The organism is Paenibacillus sp. EC2-1 (assembly GCF_049311625.1).
Taxonomy (GTDB): Bacteria; Bacillota; Bacilli; order Paenibacillales; family Paenibacillaceae; genus Paenibacillus_AQ.
The window spans coordinates 2,042,872-2,061,481 of record NZ_CP186006.1; the positions used below are offsets into that span (position 1 = coordinate 2,042,872).

Consider the following 18,610-nt stretch of genomic DNA (forward strand, 5'->3'; position numbering starts at 1 on the left):
ATGAAAACCTCAGATCAGCAGCATGTCTTATCCGTCAAGGATTTGAACCGATATATCCGTATGAAAATGGAAGGCGATACGAGACTGTCAGATGTGTGGATCCGTGGTGAAATTTCTAATTTCACTCATCACTCCAGCGGACATATGTATTTTACGCTAAAGGATGAGGGAAGCCGAATTCGAGCGATTATGTTTGCCACTCATAACCAGAGACTACCCTTTATACCGAAAGAAGGGGCCCGAGTTATAGCCAGAGGTAACGTCTCGGTATATGAAAGGGACGGACAATATCAATTCTATGCGGTTTCTATGCAGCCTGACGGAATTGGAAGTCTATATCTTGCATATGAGCAGCTTAAGAAGAAACTGGAAGAAGAAGGTCTGTTTGCTATTGAACGCAAACGTCCTCTTCCACATTTTCCTCGCACAGTTGGTGTGATCACGTCTCCTACAGGAGCTGCAGTTCGCGATATTATGATTACAATCAAGAGACGCTTTCCTCAAGTGAGAGTTATTCTATATCCTGTACTAGTACAAGGTAAAGGAGCAGCACCATCCATCGTTAAAGCTATAAGTTCAATGAATGAAATGGCCGAAGCTGATGTACTCATTGTAGGTCGCGGTGGAGGTTCACTTGAGGAACTTTGGGCATTCAACGAAGAAATGGTAGCACGGGCTATCTATCAGTCTGATATACCAGTTATCTCAGCGGTTGGGCATGAAACTGACTTTACGATTGCTGATTTTGCCGCTGATGTGCGGGCAGCAACACCTACGGCAGCGGCTGAGATTGCTGTGCCGAGTGCGATCGAGTTGAAATCACGTATACTGCAGCGTGAGCGTCAGCTTAGACAAGGACTAGAACACAAGCTTCGCCGGAGTAGTGAACGTTTGCAATCATTACAGCGGTCCCCTGTACTCGTGTACCCTCGTCGATATATGCTACAGCACGCTGAACGCTTAGATATGTTGAAAATGCGCCTTCAGGGGGCAGTTAAATCTCAGGTTTCCAGAAATCATCAAAAGCAGATTTCTTTGAAACACGGTTTAATGCGTCTTAGTCCGCATGTACAAGTTCAAATGGCATCTCGTAGGCATGAAAGTGCTCATCGTCAATTAACGGGCGCGATGCAAACGATGATGCGTGAGAAGTTACAGCATCTCCAGTCGGAAATCAGACATTTGGATGCTTTAAGCCCGCTCAAAGTTATGTCACGTGGGTATAGTCTTGTCTATGACGAACAGGAATCCAGACTTATTAAGACTCTGAGTGATGTCCAGCCAGGAGATCTAGTTAATGTGTTAGTTAGCGATGGACGATTACAGTGTCAAGTGTGGGGAATGAAGGAGGATGACAATCGTGGCGAATGAAACGGAAATGAGTTTTGAGGAAGCATTGGCACAGCTCGAAACGATCGTAGGCCAACTGGAAGATGGAGATGTTCCGCTTGAAAAAGCGATCGATCTTTTTCAAAAAGGAATGCATCTATCTCAAATGTGTAGTCAGAAGCTTGAGCAAGTAGAACAAAAAATCGAGATGATTGTGGAAGAGGGCGGAGAATTAAAGCGTCGTCCTTTCGGAAATATGCTCGAAGAATCGGGTGATACTAGTGAATAACACATCCCCGCTTGATCAATATATGAATGAGATTAATGACCTAATCTCAACCGAATTGTCTGTAATGATGCCTGAGGAATGGGATGTTCCGACTAGTCTCAAGGAATCTATGCTCTATTCTCTAATGGCAGGTGGAAAGCGTATGCGCCCACTGCTAGTCATCGCAGCTTGTGAGGCTGGTGGTGGAAAAAGAGAGGCAGCTTTACCAGTAGCATGTGCTGTTGAAATGGTACATACGTATTCTTTAGTGCATGATGATCTTCCAGCCATGGATAACGATGATTATCGACGTGGCAAGCTAACCAATCATAAAGTGTACGGTGAAGCAGCTGCAATACTGGCAGGTGACGCTTTACTAACACATGCTTTTTATAAAGTTGTTCAGACAAGCCGTAAATATGGAATTCCAGCAGAACGAGTTCTTTCAATTGTGGAAGATCTAGCTGAATATGCAGGTCCACGTGGTATGGTTGGTGGACAAGTTGCTGATATGGAAGGCGAGCAGGGATTGACTAGTCTTAAGCAGTTGGAGTATATCCATCTACACAAGACAAGTGATTTGATTATGTTCTCTCTTATGGCTGGTGGAAGAGTAGCTGGAGTGACGGATGCACAACTGGACGCACTTAGAACCTATGGACATCACATCGGTTTGGCGTTTCAGATTCAGGATGATATCCTTGATCTAACCGGAGATGAAGCCAAACTAGGGAAAAAGACTCAGAGTGATGTTAAACAACAGAAGGTAACCTATCCTTATTTCATCGGTCTTGAGGCCTCTAAGCAGGAGGTCGAACGGCTGACAGCTGAGGCAAAGGCCGTTATTATGCAGGGTGGATTTTCGGATCCTCAGCGGCTTATCGAAATTGCAGACTTTCTAATGTCACGGGATCACTAATCCCGATATTACTTGTGGGCTGTTTTTTTATGATATAATGTCTAAGATAAATAAAAGCTATGAAGCTCAGAAGAAATGGTGGGCTGTACATGAATGACAAATCTAAACAAGGAAAGCGGGGAGATTCTTCGTGCTGCTTCCGAACATACAACAACCAGAACAATTAAAAAATCTATCAGTTGACGAATTAGCTGATCTTGCAGGAGAAATCCGGCAGTTTTTAATCGAGAAGCTGTCTGTAACTGGTGGACATCTCGCATCGAATTTGGGAGTGGTTGAACTCACGCTAGCCTTGCATTATTGTTTCGATAGTCCTCGGGACAAAATGATATACGACGTGGGTCATCAAGCTTATGTTCATAAAATATTAACAGGGCGTATGGATCATTTTGATACATTACGCAAGTATAAAGGATTATGCGGGTTCGTAAAACGTAATGAGAGTGAGCACGATGTCTGGGAAGCTGGGCATAGTAGCACATCCTTGTCAGCGGCTATGGGTATGGCTTTAGCTCGTGATTTGAAATGTGAGGATAATCGGGTTATTGCCATGATCGGTGATGGCGCATTAACCGGGGGGATGGCTTTTGAAGCACTCAACCATATCGGACACGAACAGAAGAAGCTTATTGTTATTCTTAATGATAACGAAATGTCCATTGCTCCGAATGTGGGTGCAATGCACAATTACTTAAGTAAAATTCGTTCTGATCGTCACTACTTACGAGCTAAGGACGAAGTTGAAAGTCTGCTCAAGAAAATTCCAGCCATTGGCGGAAAGCTTGCTAAGACAGCTGAGAAGATGAAGGATAGCTTGAAGTACATGATGGTCCCTGGCATTCTTTTTGAAGAGCTAGGATTCACTTATTTAGGACCCGTTGATGGTCATGATTTGAATAAATTGATTGACACATTGCGTCAAGCAGATAATGTGGATGGCCCCGTACTTATTCATGCGGTGACAACGAAGGGTAAGGGCTACCGTCCAGCGGAATCAGATTCTCATAAGTGGCACGGAATCTCACCGTATAAGATTGAATCGGGACAGGTACTTAAGGCAGTTGGCAATCCAATGTATACTGAGGTTTTTGGCCAGACACTTATTGAACTCGGTGAGCAAGATGAACGTATTGTTGCTGTGACGCCTGCAATGCCAGGTGGCTCTGGATTAATACCGTTTAGTGAAAGATTCCCTGATCGAATGATTGATGTGGGAATTGCTGAACAACATGCTGCAACCATGTGCGCAGCGCTTGCTATGGAGGGAATGAAGCCGGTATTTGCCGTCTATTCTACTTTTATGCAGCGTGCTTACGATCAGATAGTACATGATATTTGTCGTCACAATGCTAATGTCATGTTTGCGATTGACCGAGCCGGATTTGTCGGTGCTGATGGAGAAACGCATCAAGGTGTTTACGATATCGCATTTATGCGGCATATCCCCAATATTGTATTGATGATGCCGAAAGATGAGAATGAATTGAGACATATGATGAAGACAGCGCTTGAATATAATGATGGTCCAATTGCATACCGATATCCGCGTATTAACGTCACGGGTGTTGCTATGGATCAAGAGTTAGTACCTATCCCAATCGGAAAATGGGAGATGGTCCGGTCCGGAGAGGGCTGTGCGATTCTTGCGATGGGTCCTATGGTTCAAATTGCAGAAGAAGCAGCAGATATGCTTAAGCGTGAAGGAATTCAAGTTCAGATTGTAAATGCACGGTTCCTGAAGCCGCTAGATGAAGATATGCTTAATGAACTGGCTTCATCAGGTACAGCTATGATTGTACTTGAAGAGGCATGTCAAGCGGGAAGTCTTGGAAGTGCGGTACTTGAATATTTTGCAGCTCAAGGCATGCATGAGGCTGTTGTATCCTTAATGGGCATTGAAGATCGTTTCATCGAGCATGGTAGCATCAAAGAACAACGAGCAGAGGTAGGCTTGACCACAGAAGCGGTATGTGCTGAAATTCGTGGGCTAATCTCATCCAGTTCTGCTATGGCAGGTAAGAGAAGTTTCTCGTCCTAATGACAGATCAGGAGACCAAGATGGATTCAATACAAAAAGAACGCATTGATGTCCTGCTTGTGGAGCAGGGGTTTTATGAAAGTCGTGAGAAAGCCAAGGCGGCCATTATGGCCGGCCTTGTATACTCAGGAAGTGAGCGGATTGAGAAGGCGGGTATGAAAATACCACGAACCACCGAACTTAGAGTAAAGGGATCTGTTCACCCTTATGTTGGTCGAGGTGGATTGAAGCTTGAGAAGGCTCTCAAAACATTTGGTATCGATATGACGGGACGAACGATGCTCGATATCGGATCATCCACTGGTGGTTTTACGGATTGTGCGCTCCAGCACGGGGCTGAATATGTGTATGCCATTGATGTTGGTTATAATCAGCTCGACTGGTCTCTTCGTAACGATGAGCGTGTCTGTGTAATGGAGCGAACGAACTTCCGTTATGTAACGCCTGAGGACCTGAACGGACCTCGCCCTAATTTTGCAAGTATTGATGTATCTTTCATCTCCTTGCGAATTATATTGCCACCACTGCTTGCTTTACTCGATAGACCTGCGGATGTTGCTGCTCTTATTAAGCCACAATTCGAAGCAGGTCGTGAGAAAGTGGGTAAATCGGGGGTTGTAAGAGATCCTAAAGTGCATAAGGAAGTTCTTACTCAAGTACTCACATTTGCGCATCAATTAGGTTTTGAACTAAAAGGTTTAACCTTCTCTCCCATAACCGGAGGAGAAGGAAATATCGAATTTCTGGCTCACTGGCAAGTTATGCCTGAGAGGCTAGCCCAATCGGAAGAACCGGGGATGGATTCACAACAAGTTCCGGATCAGTTGGGCGAGTGGATTGACAGCACTGTACAGCAGGCAGCTCATACATTTACGGGAAACTCATCGAAATGATGGGTTTCTTTTGCTGAAAAAAAGGAGTTATTACTTGTATCTCGAATACAAAGTTCGAGGTGAATAGGGATGAATGAGCGTTATGATGGGTTTCTCATGATTCTAATCGGAGTTGTTGTCATTATACTGCTTGTATGGCGACTCAATCGCTGGCTTATATCACCAGGAATCAGTCAACTACCGGGTGTGCCCATCAATGAACGTATTCAAGATCATCCTGCAATTGAGCTTATGGAACGTGAAGGATATGATGTAATTGGGGGTAAGGTAAAGATAAACCTGACCTTTGATACAGACGAACTTACGCTGCAAAGCCGACTTTTTATCGATTATGTTGCATCAGATGATAATGGAGATTTGTATTTGGTCAAGCTTTCACGTGACCGTTTGCCAATGGACTTTACAGGAAGTGGTATCAGAGACCGGTTAATGCCTTTTATGGTGATGTACCCGGAATGTGCCGGATTACTGTACATTGACCTGAATGAAAATGCTGTCCGGCGAGTGACCATGGAATGGTCTGACGAGGAATGGACCTTAAACGACGATTAAATCAGCTTAATAAATTCGGGAGGCTTCTTAATGAAGGGACAACGACACATAAAAATTCGGGATATTATTACCCATAGAGAAATTGAAACACAAGATGAATTAGTTGAAGCACTTAGATCCGAAGGCTTCCAAGTGACTCAGGCAACTGTTTCTAGAGACATTAAAGAATTACTACTTATCAAAGTTCCGATGGATGATGGACGTTACAAATACTCCATGCCGACGGATCAACGCTATAATCCAGTTCAAAAGTTAAAACGAGCACTTGTGGACAACTTCGTTCATATAGATCGTACTGGAAATTTGGTTGTCATGAAGTGTCTACCGGGTACAGCCAACTCCGTTGCTGTGTTACTGGATAATATGGAGTGGTCTCATATCATGGGTACAATTTGTGGAGATGATACCATTTTATTGATCTGTCGAACAGATCGTGACAGTGAGCAAGTCGTATCACAAATTATGGGATTCATTTCATAACCCTACGGTTATTGAACAGTTAAGTCGGAGGTGCTGCATATGTTAGTGACGTTATCGATTCGAAATCTGGCGGTTGTAGAGGCAGTAGATGTGCATTTTTTTCCTGGATTCCATGTACTGACGGGTGAGACGGGTGCGGGTAAATCGATTATTATTGATGCACTTGGACTTGTTGCAGGTGGACGTGGGTCAGCAGATTTGATTCGTTACGGCTGTGAGAAGTCAGAAATTGAAGCTTTGTTTGATTTGCCGAGTGCACATCCCGTGTGGGGAACACTGGAGAGATTGGGTATTGAAGGTGCACCTGAAGAACATTTGTTAATACGAAGAGAGCTGACATCTCAAGGGAAGAGCACTTCACGGATAAATGGTCAATTGGTTAACTTAAGCATGCTTCGTGAAATTGGTGAGCAGCTTATTAACATACACGGGCAACATGAACACCAGAGCTTACTTCGTTCGGACAGGCACCTCAGCCTTCTTGATACTTATGGGGACCAATCGATTGGACCGATTAAGCGAAAGTATCAGGATCATTATAGCCAGTTTATCAAGGTTGAGAAGGAATTAAATGACTTGCTTGAATCCAGTCAAAAAGCATATCAGATGCTTGATATGTACCGTTTTCAATTAGAGGAGATTGCTGCAGCAGAATTGAAACCTGGGGAAGACGAAGTGCTTGCTGAAGAGAGAAACAAGCTTTCTCATAGCGAGAAAATGATGGATTCTGTGGGAAGCGCATATGAGCTTCTATATGGATCTCAGGGACTTGAATCAATAAGCCGCGCTTTAACGCGAATCGATGATGTATCTAGTTTTGATGAAAAAGGATTGAAGCCCCTTGCAGAGCAACTTCAATCGGCTTATTACCAGTTGGAAGATGCAGTTTTTCAATTGCGGGATTACCGAGATCAGATTGAATTCAATCCAGATCGATTGGATGAAATAGAACAGCGTCTAAATATGATATCCGGACTGCGCCGGAAATATGGGGATAATGTAGAGCAGATTTTGGAATACTACAAACGCATTGAACAGGAGACAGATCTGCTTGAGAATAAAGATGAGCATATTGAAGCGCTCAGAAATCGCAGAGATAAGCTCTTAGAAGGGTTATTAAAGCTTGCTAAAGATTTGAGCGCCATAAGAAAACAATGTGCCAATGATTTAGCGAGACAAGTGGAGCGGGAACTGAAGGATCTCCAGATGGAGAGAACTTCACTCGAAGTACGGCTAGATCTTCAAGATGACGCTAATGGGTATGAATATGAAGGAAGACGTGTCCGTCTCAGCCGACAAGGACTGGATACTGCTGAGTTTTTAATATCCCCCAATCCGGGAGAGCCACTAAGGCCGCTGGCAAAGATCGCTTCCGGTGGTGAACTTTCGCGAATTATGCTTGCCATGAAGAGTATCTTTGCTCGACACGACCAAATTCCTGTTCTCATATTTGATGAGGTTGATACGGGTGTCAGTGGGCGAGCGGCGCAATCGATTGCTGAAAAGTTGTATATCCTGGCCAAGACATGCCAAGTCTTCTCCATAACCCACTTGCCACAGGTCGCTTGTATGGCTGATCATCAGTATTTAATTGAGAAGAAGCTTTATGATGGAAGAACGATGACACAAGTTGAATCTTTAAATGAAGATGGACGTGTAAAGGAACTAGCAAGGATGCTCGGTGGTGTCGAGATCACAGAAAAAACACTGCATCATGCCCAGGAAATGCTCAATTTGGCGGAAGCGCAAAAAGCATCCAGAACGGCATTGGGTCAATGATTGACAGTTATAAAAGCCTGAGGGCAGGGTTAACTTAAAGGTACGCAATTGGCGACCAACCTTTTCGTCAAGCGGAAGAAGAAAAAGGGAGCGTGACAGCCATTGAACCCCAACCTCAGGAAAAAACTGCTCGGTTTTATTCTTGCCTTCTTTCTTTGTTTCGTAGGAACTGCTGAACCTGTACAGTCTTTAGCCGCATTACCTAATGAAATGAGGTTGTTTACTGGACAACAGGCGAATTTGAACTTGGCTGTGCCGGTTCAGGCACTCGCTTCGGTAGACCGTCCTGATGTGCTTCAATTGAACGGGTCCTCAGAGTCAGCGTTAAATGTTTCTCTGAACCGTCCATTGCAGTTGAACCCTCAACAAACTGGTAAGGCCGAGGTTACCCTGAAATTATTCGGTACAATTCCTCTGAAGACAGTGCATGTTAAAGTCATGCCCGAACTCAAGGTATATCCGGGCGGCCAAACGATTGGTGTTAAAGTGAAGTCAGCGGGTATATTGGTTGTTGGTCATCACCTTGTGCATTCCAATGGAGCGAAGACTTCACCAGGAGAAGCCGCAGGTCTTAAATTGGGAGATCTGTTGACCCAGATGGATGGTACGGTACTTAGTGATGTAACTAAAGTAGCTCAAATCGTTGAAAATGCTGGCACTAGCAAAAGACCTCTTGATATCACTTTTAAACGAAATGGTAAGGAGTTCAGAACAAAACTGACACCATCTTACGACGATGAAGATCGTTCTTGGCGTCTTGGTTTGTACATTAGGGATTCAGCAGCTGGTGTGGGTACTTTAACCTTTTATGCGCCGCACCAGAAGGTGTATGGAGCTTTAGGACATGTTATTACTGACATGAACACACAAACACCGATCGAAGTAGGAAGTGGACAAATTTTACAGTCTAATGTAACTTCAATTTCACGAAGTGAACAAGGTGAGCCTGGTGAGAAGCGAGCTCATTTCCTAAAAGATAGCCGCATTCTGGGGAATGTTGAGCGTAATACCCACTTTGGCATCTTCGGTAAAATGCATGAAAAACCAAGTCATAGTCTCTATCCAGAACCTATACCGGTTGCATTTGCTGATGAGGTTAAGACAGGGCCTGCAGAAATATTGACTGTGGTTGAAGGTCAAGAGGTCGAACGTTTCAAAGTAGAAGTCATTCATGTTTCTCGTCAGGATGCTCCGGCAACAAAAGGAATGGTTATCCGCATCACCGATCCTGAACTAATTAAGAAGACCGGTGGTATTGTACAAGGGATGAGTGGAAGTCCAATTGTTCAGAATGGTAAGCTAATCGGGGCAGTTACTCATGTGTTTGTGAATGATCCAAAATCAGGCTACGGATGCTTCATCGAATGGATGCTTCAGGATTCAGGAGTGCTTCCTTCGAGTCATAGTAAGTCACACAATCTTAAGGCAGGTTAATGCCTTAAGATTTTTTTGTCGCAAAAAGCCGAAATATTAATGAATTTGAAATAAAATATTCATTATAAATCAAGATCAAAAAAAAATAAAGAAAAATAATTTTCGACAGAAGGAATTTAAATGACTGTGTCGAAAACTTTATTTACAAGAAATTTAACAAAAACAATTGATTTGATAAAGGAGGAGCACGAATTGCAAAAAATTGAGGTTTTATTGGCAGACGACAACCGTGAGTTTACTAACCTGCTTGGAGAATATATTACGGACCAACCTGATATGGTGGTTTCCGGGATTGCCTACAATGGCGAGGAAGTTCTAAGTATGATTGAGGAAACCGGGAAGGTACCTGATGTGTTAATTCTTGACATTATTATGCCTCATTTAGACGGCTTAGGTGTTCTTGAGCGCCTGCGTGATATGAATTTATCTCCACAACCAAAGATTATTATGCTTACAGCATTTGGTCAGGAGAACATTACTCAGCGTGCCGTGCAGTTAGGTGCTTCTTATTACATTTTGAAACCATTTGATATGGAAGTACTCGCCAGCCGTATTCGTCAGTTGGTAGGGGCACCTAACAGTATGTCCGCAAGTGCTTCATTTAGTACCATGAAATCAAATGTTGTTCCGATGGGCAAAGGGAAGAATCTGGATGCTAATATAACTTCTATTATTCATGAAATTGGAGTGCCTGCTCATATTAAAGGGTATCAGTACTTACGTGAAGCCATTACGATGGTTTATAACAACATTGAAATTTTGGGAGCGATTACGAAGACGTTGTATCCGGCAATTGCTGAAAAATTCAAAACAACTCCATCGCGTGTGGAACGTGCAATTCGTCATGCGATCGAGGTGGCTTGGACCCGTGGGAATATAGATAGTATCAGTCACTTGTTTGGGTACACAATCAATATTTCCAAGTCTAAGCCGACGAATAGTGAATTTATTGCGATGGTAGCTGATAAGCTCAGAATCGAACATAAGGTTTCTTGAAAGGGTTAGGAGTATTGAGTCTTCTTCAATATTAGGTGACCAATGCGTCACTTCTTTAGTGGATGATGAGTATATCATCGATTCATTAAAGAAGTGACGTATTATTTATAATATGCTCATTTTTGAATGGGCAGGGAATTACATAATCAATGAAGAAAAGAAGATATGGTGGCATTTAAGCCGGTGTATTGCGTATGCATTAACCATTTTCTTTCAGGGGGAAAAAGACAATGAAGAAAGTATTGGTACTTGGGGGTACCCGTTTTTTCGGAAAAAGATTGGTAGCGAACCTGATTGGCAGCGGAGCTGAGGTGACCATATTAACAAGGGGAAACAGTAAGGATGAGTTTGGTGAATCTGTGAAAAGGCTTTCAGCTGATCGTAAAGACTTTGAAAGTTTGAAAAAGGCAGTCCAAAGTAGCGATTTTGATATCGTGTATGATAATATTTGTTATACTCCAGAAGAAGCGGATTATACGGCTAAACTTTTTGCTGGGCGAGTAGGTCAATATGTTCTAACTTCTACACTTTCGGTTTATGATTTTGCAGACCATCCATTGAGGGAACAGGATTTTGATCCTTATCGGTACCCGATCATTACGAATGATCAAAGGGAGTACAGTTATAAAGAAGGGAAACGTCAGGCAGAAGCAGTACTCTTCAGTCGGCATGATCTGAATGTGGCAGCCGTACGTTTTCCAATCGTTCTAGGGATTGATGATTATACAAAGAGGCTGCTATTCCATATCGAACATTCGCTGAAAGGCGAGCCGATTGGCCTACCTGCACCTGATGCGCGTATTTCTTTTATCCATGCGGAAGAAGCAGCGCAGTTTTTGCAGTGGGCAGGGGAAGTGCGGTTCGAAGGTCCTGTTAATGCGTGCTCCAACGGAGAAATCTCAGTACGTGAAATCATGGATCTCATTTTACAGGAAACGGGAAGAACCTCCACGTTGCAGAGCTCAGCTGGAGTGGATCATATGTCACCGTTCGGCATTCCTGGAGATTGGACAATGGATAACAGCTTAGCAGAAGCTGCAGGATTTTCATTTTGGAGCTTGAAGGAATGGATGCCAGAACTTATTAAAGAGTATATGAAGATGATGAATTCGTAGAGTAAAACAGCAGATTCATTAGAAAGGAAGATCAACATGAATGACACCATTGTAAATTTGACGAATCAGGCAAAAAAACTGCAGGAAGAAGGACAATTAGGTCTTGAAGCTGCAAAGCTCGTCGAGCAGTTGCTTGAGGAACTCGAAATCATAACACGACAAAATGTGAACCTACGGAAGGCGGCACTAAAATCCTCCTCGAAGCAGGCTCGAATGTCTAGTAAATTGAAGGATGCTCTGATGGAATAGCGGCTATAAGGTTAAATAGTGTCAGGTAATATATCTATGCGAAAACAAACACCGGAGGTTATGACCCCCGGTGTTTGTTTATGAATGGTGATAGCAGTAGATTAAGTTTGCGCAGTTGTATCTGGTTTAGCTGGACGTTTCTTCTTGAATCTAGGGCCTACGTAATTACGCTTCCGGTCGCGGAATAATATCCATCCTCCCAAAAAGCTAATACCAATTCCAAATAGAAGAAGTCCACCGCCGAAATGGAGCCATTCAAATGAAGGATTTGTAACTTGATCGTCACCATGCACAGCGATATATGAGAAAAAGGCGTCTTTCATCATTAAAAAACCAATCATTGCCAAGAAGCCGGGTATAACCAAAATAATGATGGCAATGAATCGAGAGATCATAATTTTCATACAGGGTTCCTTCCTCTGTTGTAATATGAAAAATCTACTACTTATCATACCTTTTTCCACGGATGATGTCTATTTAAGAAGCTGAATCCGATTTGTAATACATAAAAAAGAGAGTACAATAATAGAGAAAAGAAGTACATAATGCGGAGGTGCCAACTATGGCGATTACATGTGATGTGGCGATTCTCGGTGGCGGTACCGGCGGCTATGTGGCTGCCATCCGAGCGGCTCAATTAGGAAAGAACGTTGTGATTATAGAGCAGGACAAACTAGGTGGAACATGTCTCCACCGTGGCTGTATTCCAAGTAAATCATTACTGCGAAGTGCAGAACTATATGCTGATATGAAGGAAAGCGAGAGCTATGGTATAGAGGCGGATGGTGTTCGTTTAGCATTCGATAAGGTTCAGAAGCGAAAAGATAATATTGTGGAAAAACTCCATCAAGGCGTACAGTATTTGATGCGCAAAAATAAAATACAAGTTATTCATGGTGTTGGACGTGTAATCGGGCCTTCCATATTTTCTCCACGAAGTGGTGCTGTAGCTGTAGAATTAGCGGATGGTGAAATGGAAACGATTGTTTCTACACATCTTATTATTGCTACAGGATCGCGTCCTCGCCATTTGCCGGGGTTAGAGCCGGATGGTAAGTATGTAATGACTAGTGATCATGCATTGCTTATGCAAGAGCTGCCAGCTTCGATCATTATTGTTGGTGGAGGCGTAATTGGTGTGGAATGGGCATCCATGCTTCATGATTTTGGTGTGGATGTTACAATAATTGAATCCTCTTCACAGATTCTTCCTGCTGAAGATGAAGAGATAGGCAAGGAAATGAACAGACTTCTTTCGGGTCGAGGTATTAAGATCATGACGGGAGCAGAACTCCTAACAGAGTCATATGAGGTCAAGGATAATCAAGTTACGCTTCGTGTTAATTACGAAGGGCAGGAGCACCAGCTGAATTCGGATAAATTGTTGATTTCTATAGGCCGAATAGGTAATGCTGAGAATATTGGACTTGAGAATACGGATGTGCGTGTTGACCGTGGATTGATCGTTGTTAACAAGTTTATGCAGACAACGGAACCGCATATTTATGCGATCGGAGATGTAATTGGTGGTCTTCAACTTGCTCACGCTGCGAGTCACGAAGGATTGGCTGCCGTACATCATCTTGCAGGTGAACAAGAAATGGCGTATCGCAAAGAATGGACACCTCGTTGTGTCTATACTAGACCAGAGGCTGCGAGTGTTGGCCTTACGGAGAAGCAGGCGCTGGCACAAGGCTACGAGGTTAAGAGTGGTAAGTATCCTTTCTCGGCAAATGGGAAGGCGCTTGTATTCGGTATGAGTGATGGATTCGTTAAAGTAATTGCAGATAAGGCCACGAATGACATACTAGGTGTTCATATGATCGGGCCTCATGTAACTGAACTCATCGGTTCCGCCGCACTTGCTCAGGTACTTGATGCAACCCCTTGGGAGATTGGTTCTATGGCTCACGCACACCCAACATTGTCGGAAATATTAGGCGAAGCTAGTCTGGCTGTAGACGGAAAAGCAACAGGTATTTAAACTGCGAGAGCCTATAATGAGCAATCCCTCATTTCTTTTTCGGGAAAAAGGGATTATAATAACATTAAGCCAAGTCTTAGTACCAGGTTTTAATACTAGATCCGTAAAAGGGGATTTAGATCTGTATTTGAATCAAAGGTATGATTCCACGGACGGTTGGTGTGATGAATTAAGGAGGGATCTCCATGAAAGAGCGGGAAACAATACTCAAGAAAAACAGGCATGAGCAGCTTGGATTGACAGACGGTCAAGTACTGGACATGTACAAATATATGGTGCTGGCGCGAAAATTTGATGAGCGCAACATGCTTTTGCAGCGTGCAGGAAAAATTAATTTCCACGTTTCAGGAATTGGGCAAGAGACATGCCAAGTAGCGGCAGCTTATGCTCTGGACCGGGAGAAAGATTACTTCCTCCCTTATTATCGGGACTACGGGTTCGTACTAACTGTGGGCATGACGCTAAAGGAACTTATGCTCTCTGCATTTGCAAAAGCAGAAGATCCGAATAGTGGCGGCCGTCAAATGCCAGGACACTTCGGAAGCAAGAAGCTTCGTATTGTAACAGGTTCAAGCCCTGTAACGACTCAAGTTCCTCATGCTGTCGGATTTGCTTTAGCGGCAAAAATGCAGAAGAAGGACTTTGTTTCTTTTGTTACGTTTGGAGAAGGTTCGAGTAATCAAGGTGATTTTCATGAAGGCTGTAATTTCGCTGGCGTGAATAAGCTGCCTGTCATTATTATGTGCGAGAACAACCAGTACGCGATTTCCGTTCCACTTCATAAACAGCTTAGTGGTAAGGTAAGTGATCGTGCACTCGGATACGGATTCCCTGGAATCCGTGTAGATGGTAACGATGCGCTGGAAGTGTACGCAGCTGTTAAAGAAGCTCGCGAACGGGCAGTGCGAGGCGAAGGTCCGACACTGATCGAAGCGATGATGTATCGTTTGTCTCCACACTCGACCTCTGATAATGATCTGGCTTACCGTACGAAAGAAGAAGTCGAGGAGAATTGGAAGAATGACGGCGTAGCTCGCTTCAAACAATACTTGACGGACTTAGGTTTGTGGGATGATAACAAAGAGCAGGATCTAGTAGCTCAGCTGAACCTAGAAATTAAAGAAGCGACGGAATATGCTGACCGTGCTCCTTTCCCGAAGCCGGAGGATACACTTCGTCATGTGTACGCCGAGAACGAAGGAGGAGTATAAGATGGCTCAAATGGAATATATCGATGCGATTCGTTTAGCGATGAAGGAAGAGATGGAGCGAGATGAATCTGTATTTGTTCTTGGGGAGGATGTCGGCGTAAAAGGCGGCGTGTTCACGACAACAAAAGGGCTAATTGAACAGTTTGGTGAAATGCGTGTAATGGATACCCCGCTTGCGGAGTCAGCGATTGCTGGTGTTGCCATCGGAGCTGCGATGTATGGAATGAAACCTATTGCGGAGATGCAGTATTCTGATTTCATGCTGCCTGCAACCAATCAAATTATTAGCGAAGCAGCCAAAATCCGCTATCGTTCCAATAATGATTGGAGCTGTCCGATTGTCGTTCGCGCGCCTATTGGTGGCGGGATTTTCGGTGGGTTGTATCACTCTCAGTGCCCAGAATCGATCTTCTTTGGTACACCAGGTCTTAAGATCGTGGCTCCGTTTACAGCCTATGATGCTAAAGGATTGTTAAAGGCTGCTGTACGTGACCCAGATCCAGTTCTGTTCTTTGAGAACAAGAAGTGTTATAAGCTCATTAAAGGTGATGTGCCTGAGGATGATTATATCGTACCTATTGGTAAAGCCAACTTGCTCAGAGAAGGTGCAGACATCACCGTTATAGGATATAGCCAGCCACTGCATTTTGTACTCCAAGCTGCTGAAGAGCTTGAAAAAGAAGAAGGAATTACTGCACATGTACTAGATCTCAGAACACTGCAGCCGCTTGATCAAGAAGCGATCATTGAGGCAGCTCGCATGACTGGAAAAGTTATGATTGTTCATGAAGATAATAAAACCGGTGGTATTGGAGCCGAGGTAGCAGCAATTATTTCAGAGCATTGTTTGTATGACTTGGATGCTCCAATCATGCGTTTATGTGCTCCGGATGTGCCTGCGATGCCAATCAGCCCTCCAATGGAGAAATTTTATATGCTGAACAAGGACAAAGTGAAAGAATCAATGCGTCAATTGGCGCTCTATTAAGATACAAGGAGTTGTGAGCATGTCTGAAAATGGGAAAATGACCGATGTGGCGATGCCGCAGCTGGCGGAATCACTCGTGTCCGCTACGATAGGTAAATGGTTAAAACAACCTGGAGATCAAATTGAGCAGTATGAGCCTATTTGTGAAGTGATTACCGATAAAGTAAACGCTGAAATACCATCAACGATGGACGGCTTCATGGGAGATATTTTAGCGGAGGAAGGTCAGACGGTGGCTGTAGGAGAAATCATCTGCCGTATATCTTCTACTTCAGGGGGAGCAGTTGTTGACACGGCAGCTCAGGTAGTTCATGAGCCCACGTCCAGTCAACAGGCTCCTTCATCGGACCAATCTATGCGCAGTCGGTATTCACCTGCAGTACAAACACTTGCTGCGGAGCATGGAGTTGATCTTAACCAAGTAGTTGGAACAGGGATGGGTGGACGTATTACTCGCAAAGATGTTCTTTCGTATATTGAGCAAGGAGGGACAGCTAAACCTGCAGCAGAACCAACTGTTGTTCCTTCAACATCAAATAATCCGTCCTCTACATCATCTTCTTCGCCATTTATAGGAATGGTAAGTCCACCTCAGGCTGAACCAAGTCCTCCTGTAGGAACGGCTATTCCGAATGTTAGACACTCGGGTCTCCATTTAACAGAAATGCCGAAGATTCCTACCATAGAAGTAGAGGGAGCCGGAAATGGTCGATCAGATTATTTTGTTGACGTGACTCCGCTTCGGAATACGATTGCACGCAATATGCGTCAAAGTGTATCGGAAATTCCTCATGCGTGGACCATGATTGAGGTTGATGTGACCAATCTTGTGCTAATCCGGAACAAGTTGAAAGATGAGTTCAAGCGTAATGAAGGTGTTAATCTAACGTATCTTGCTTTTCTGTTGAAAGCGGTAGTGAACGCAATCAAGGATTACCCGATCATCAATTCGTTCTGGGCTGTTGACAAAATCGTTGTAAAACGGGACATTAACATCTCTCTTGCCGTTGGAACCGAAGATTCGGTCATTACGCCGGTAATTAAGCGAGCGGATCAGAAGAACATTGCTGGTTTAGCCCGTGAAATTGATGAGTTGGCTCGAAAAACTCGTGAAGGAAAATTGAAGTTTGACGATTTACAAGATGGTACCTTCACTGTGAATAATACCGGTTCATTCGGGTCTATTTTATCGTATCCAATCATTAATTATCCACAAGCGGCTATTCTAACTTTCGAATCCATTGTGAAGAAACCTGTCGTCATTAATGATATGATTGCGGTTCGGTCGATGGCTAACCTTTGTCTTTCATTGGATCACAGAATTCTTGATGGGGTCATTTGTGGTCGGTTCTTGCAACGTGTGAAGGATAACTTGGAAGGATACACACTTGATACTAAGTTGTATTAATGACTAACATCTAAGAAATGCATACACTCGCTCGTCTAAGGATTCTTAAGTAAAGTGATTTTTTTAGGGTATTCTAAGAAAGAAGGCGTAGTAAGATGATAAAAGCATTAGATGTGTCGTATACGCCACTGCTTGATTATGGAACAGCCTGGGATATACAAAAAGAGCGGGTGAAAAGTATTGATCTGGGGGAGCGTAATGAATGTCTGATGCTCCTCCAGCATCCCCCAACGTATACGATAGGCTCGCAGAGGCATCCAGAGCATCTCCTTCTCAGCCGCGAACAGCTAGAAGCTAAGGGGATTGGCCTGTTCGAAATTGATCGTGGTGGAGATATTACATATCATGGACCTGGACAATTGGTGGGATACCCACTGCTCCTTCTGGATGGTGGTAAGAATCTGGATCTTCATGGGTTCTTAAGAAGTGTTGAACAGGTTATTATTGATTATCTTCTCCAATTCGGCATCGAATCCGGACGCAAACCGGAGTATACCGGGGTTTGGGTTGGGGATAAGAAAATATGTGCGATTGGTATGAAGTTCAATAAATCTCGTCATCATCGTGGATTCGTAACAAGTCATGGTTTTGCGCTGAATGTAAAAGCCGGCATCGAAAAGGAAGGGTTTACAGGCATTATACCCTGTGGAATTCAAGAGTACGGCGTAACTTCATTAGAGGAATGTACGGGTAAGGAGTTTCAAATAGAGGAAGTTGCCCGGGGGATTATTCCCTACTTCACCCGGGTTTTTCCCTATGAGATACAGCTGCAAGCAGCTGACGCCTAATTCGGCGGCCATATGTTAAGTTTTAGCGCAAGAGTAGAGGCTCTAAGACAATAAATAAAGTGGAACCGATCATAGCGGCCAGCATGAGATAAATAACGATACGAAACCATTTTTTACGTTGCATTGTGTTACTCCTTTGGTTTAAGTTTAAATGATGTACATAAGGACTTAGTCCTTTA

19 protein-coding genes are annotated in these 18,610 nt (G+C 43.6%); 17 read left to right on the forward strand and 2 right to left on the reverse strand.

Annotated features, from left to right (window positions below):
• The 12 genes from xseA (at position 1) to ACK8P5_RS09650 (ending at position 12,052) form a co-directional block, all read left to right on the forward strand.
• Entirely contained in the window at positions 1-1,371 is a 1,371-nt protein-coding gene (gene xseA, locus ACK8P5_RS09595; protein WP_422660714.1) for an exodeoxyribonuclease VII large subunit, read from the forward strand.
• Positions 1,361-1,618 carry an exodeoxyribonuclease VII small subunit gene (gene xseB / locus ACK8P5_RS09600; RefSeq protein ID WP_422660715.1) on the forward strand — a complete coding sequence of 86 codons (258 nt, stop codon included), beginning with the start codon at positions 1,361-1,363 and terminating at the stop codon, positions 1,616-1,618. The genes xseA and xseB overlap by 11 nt, the downstream gene beginning before the upstream one ends.
• Positions 1,611-2,516, forward strand: coding sequence for a polyprenyl synthetase family protein (locus ACK8P5_RS09605; protein ID WP_422660716.1), 906 nt, complete (start codon positions 1,611-1,613; stop codon positions 2,514-2,516). Before xseB ends, ACK8P5_RS09605 begins: the two co-directional genes overlap by 8 nt.
• 130 nt (positions 2,517-2,646) lie before the next feature.
• Positions 2,647-4,554, forward strand: a complete 1,908-nt coding sequence (gene dxs / locus ACK8P5_RS09610; protein WP_422660717.1) for a 1-deoxy-D-xylulose-5-phosphate synthase — start codon at positions 2,647-2,649, stop codon at positions 4,552-4,554.
• A gap of 20 nt (positions 4,555-4,574) precedes the next feature.
• Positions 4,575-5,447, forward strand: a complete 873-nt coding sequence (locus ACK8P5_RS09615) for a TlyA family RNA methyltransferase (RefSeq protein ID WP_422660718.1) — start codon at positions 4,575-4,577, stop codon at positions 5,445-5,447.
• Between the two features lie 69 nt (positions 5,448-5,516).
• On the forward strand, positions 5,517-5,999 hold the full coding sequence (locus ACK8P5_RS09620) for a hypothetical protein (RefSeq protein ID WP_422660719.1): 483 nt from the start codon (positions 5,517-5,519) through the stop codon (positions 5,997-5,999).
• A gap of 30 nt (positions 6,000-6,029) precedes the next feature.
• Complete coding sequence (gene ahrC / locus ACK8P5_RS09625) at positions 6,030-6,479, forward strand: transcriptional regulator AhrC/ArgR (RefSeq protein WP_422660720.1); 450 nt, start codon at positions 6,030-6,032, stop codon at positions 6,477-6,479.
• A 39-nt stretch (positions 6,480-6,518) separates the two neighbouring features.
• Positions 6,519-8,258 carry a DNA repair protein RecN gene (gene recN / locus ACK8P5_RS09630; RefSeq protein WP_422660721.1) on the forward strand — a complete coding sequence of 580 codons (1,740 nt, stop codon included), beginning with the start codon at positions 6,519-6,521 and terminating at the stop codon, positions 8,256-8,258.
• 102 nt (positions 8,259-8,360) lie between these two features.
• A complete protein-coding gene (spoIVB, locus tag ACK8P5_RS09635; protein WP_422660722.1) occupies positions 8,361-9,692 on the forward strand; it encodes a SpoIVB peptidase in 1,332 nt (443 codons plus the stop codon).
• A 192-nt stretch (positions 9,693-9,884) separates the two neighbouring features.
• Entirely contained in the window at positions 9,885-10,688 is an 804-nt protein-coding gene (gene spo0A / locus ACK8P5_RS09640; RefSeq protein WP_422660723.1) for a sporulation transcription factor Spo0A, read from the forward strand.
• Positions 10,689-10,918: 230 nt separating this feature from the next.
• The gene (locus ACK8P5_RS09645) at positions 10,919-11,803 is read left to right on the forward strand and encodes an NAD-dependent epimerase/dehydratase family protein (RefSeq protein WP_422660724.1); all 885 of its coding nucleotides are present in this window, start codon (positions 10,919-10,921) and stop codon (positions 11,801-11,803) included.
• A gap of 36 nt (positions 11,804-11,839) precedes the next feature.
• A complete protein-coding gene (locus ACK8P5_RS09650) occupies positions 11,840-12,052 on the forward strand; it encodes a hypothetical protein (protein ID WP_422660725.1) in 213 nt (70 codons plus the stop codon).
• A gap of 101 nt (positions 12,053-12,153) precedes the next feature.
• Here ACK8P5_RS09650 and ACK8P5_RS09655 read toward each other — a convergent pair whose 3' ends face one another.
• Positions 12,154-12,456, reverse strand: coding sequence for a DUF2627 domain-containing protein (locus ACK8P5_RS09655; protein ID WP_422660726.1), 303 nt, complete (start codon positions 12,454-12,456; stop codon positions 12,154-12,156).
• A 158-nt stretch (positions 12,457-12,614) separates the two neighbouring features.
• Here ACK8P5_RS09655 and lpdA point away from each other — a divergent pair, with 158 nt between their 5' ends.
• The 5 genes from lpdA to lipB all read left to right on the forward strand — a co-directional run bounded on the left by lpdA (position 12,615) and on the right by lipB (position 18,431).
• Positions 12,615-14,036 (forward strand): dihydrolipoyl dehydrogenase, encoded by a 1,422-nt coding sequence (gene lpdA, locus ACK8P5_RS09660; protein ID WP_422660727.1) that lies wholly within the window; start codon positions 12,615-12,617, stop codon positions 14,034-14,036.
• A 185-nt stretch (positions 14,037-14,221) separates the two neighbouring features.
• A complete protein-coding gene (locus ACK8P5_RS09665) occupies positions 14,222-15,247 on the forward strand; it encodes a thiamine pyrophosphate-dependent dehydrogenase E1 component subunit alpha (RefSeq protein ID WP_422660728.1) in 1,026 nt (341 codons plus the stop codon).
• A gap of 1 nt (position 15,248) precedes the next feature.
• Complete coding sequence (locus ACK8P5_RS09670) at positions 15,249-16,235, forward strand: alpha-ketoacid dehydrogenase subunit beta (protein WP_422660729.1); 987 nt, start codon at positions 15,249-15,251, stop codon at positions 16,233-16,235.
• Between the two features lie 19 nt (positions 16,236-16,254).
• Complete coding sequence (locus ACK8P5_RS09675) at positions 16,255-17,643, forward strand: dihydrolipoamide acetyltransferase family protein (protein ID WP_422660730.1); 1,389 nt, start codon at positions 16,255-16,257, stop codon at positions 17,641-17,643.
• A 95-nt stretch (positions 17,644-17,738) separates the two neighbouring features.
• A complete protein-coding gene (gene lipB, locus ACK8P5_RS09680; RefSeq protein ID WP_422660731.1) occupies positions 17,739-18,431 on the forward strand; it encodes a lipoyl(octanoyl) transferase LipB in 693 nt (230 codons plus the stop codon).
• Between the two features lie 22 nt (positions 18,432-18,453).
• Here lipB and prli42 read toward each other — a convergent pair whose 3' ends face one another.
• Positions 18,454-18,555: a stressosome-associated protein Prli42 gene (prli42, locus tag ACK8P5_RS09685; RefSeq protein WP_156337212.1), complete on the reverse strand. Its 102-nt coding sequence runs from the start codon at positions 18,553-18,555 to the stop codon at positions 18,454-18,456.
• Positions 18,556-18,610 lie beyond the last annotated feature (55 nt).

Excerpts from the sequence above, each read along its gene's own strand:
- xseA (WP_422660714.1), top strand. The coding sequence starts at position 1 with ATGAAAACCTCAGATCAGCAGCATGTCTTATCCGTCAAGGATTTGAAC.
- ACK8P5_RS09615 (WP_422660718.1), top strand. The coding sequence starts at position 4,575 with ATGGATTCAATACAAAAAGAACGCATTGATGTCCTGCTTGTGGAGCAG.
- ACK8P5_RS09620 (WP_422660719.1), top strand. The coding sequence starts at position 5,517 with ATGAATGAGCGTTATGATGGGTTTCTCATGATTCTAATCGGAGTTGTT.
- ahrC (WP_422660720.1), top strand. The coding sequence starts at position 6,030 with ATGAAGGGACAACGACACATAAAAATTCGGGATATTATTACCCATAGA.
- recN (WP_422660721.1), top strand. The coding sequence starts at position 6,519 with ATGTTAGTGACGTTATCGATTCGAAATCTGGCGGTTGTAGAGGCAGTA.
- ACK8P5_RS09645 (WP_422660724.1), top strand. The coding sequence starts at position 10,919 with ATGAAGAAAGTATTGGTACTTGGGGGTACCCGTTTTTTCGGAAAAAGA.
- ACK8P5_RS09650 (WP_422660725.1), top strand. The coding sequence starts at position 11,840 with ATGAATGACACCATTGTAAATTTGACGAATCAGGCAAAAAAACTGCAG.
- ACK8P5_RS09655 (WP_422660726.1), bottom strand. The coding sequence starts at position 12,456 with ATGAAAATTATGATCTCTCGATTCATTGCCATCATTATTTTGGTTATA.
- lpdA (WP_422660727.1), top strand. The coding sequence starts at position 12,615 with ATGGCGATTACATGTGATGTGGCGATTCTCGGTGGCGGTACCGGCGGC.
- ACK8P5_RS09665 (WP_422660728.1), top strand. The coding sequence starts at position 14,222 with ATGAAAGAGCGGGAAACAATACTCAAGAAAAACAGGCATGAGCAGCTT.
- ACK8P5_RS09670 (WP_422660729.1), top strand. The coding sequence starts at position 15,249 with ATGGCTCAAATGGAATATATCGATGCGATTCGTTTAGCGATGAAGGAA.
- ACK8P5_RS09675 (WP_422660730.1), top strand. The coding sequence starts at position 16,255 with ATGTCTGAAAATGGGAAAATGACCGATGTGGCGATGCCGCAGCTGGCG.
- lipB (WP_422660731.1), top strand. The coding sequence starts at position 17,739 with ATGATAAAAGCATTAGATGTGTCGTATACGCCACTGCTTGATTATGGA.
- prli42 (WP_156337212.1), bottom strand. The coding sequence starts at position 18,555 with ATGCAACGTAAAAAATGGTTTCGTATCGTTATTTATCTCATGCTGGCC.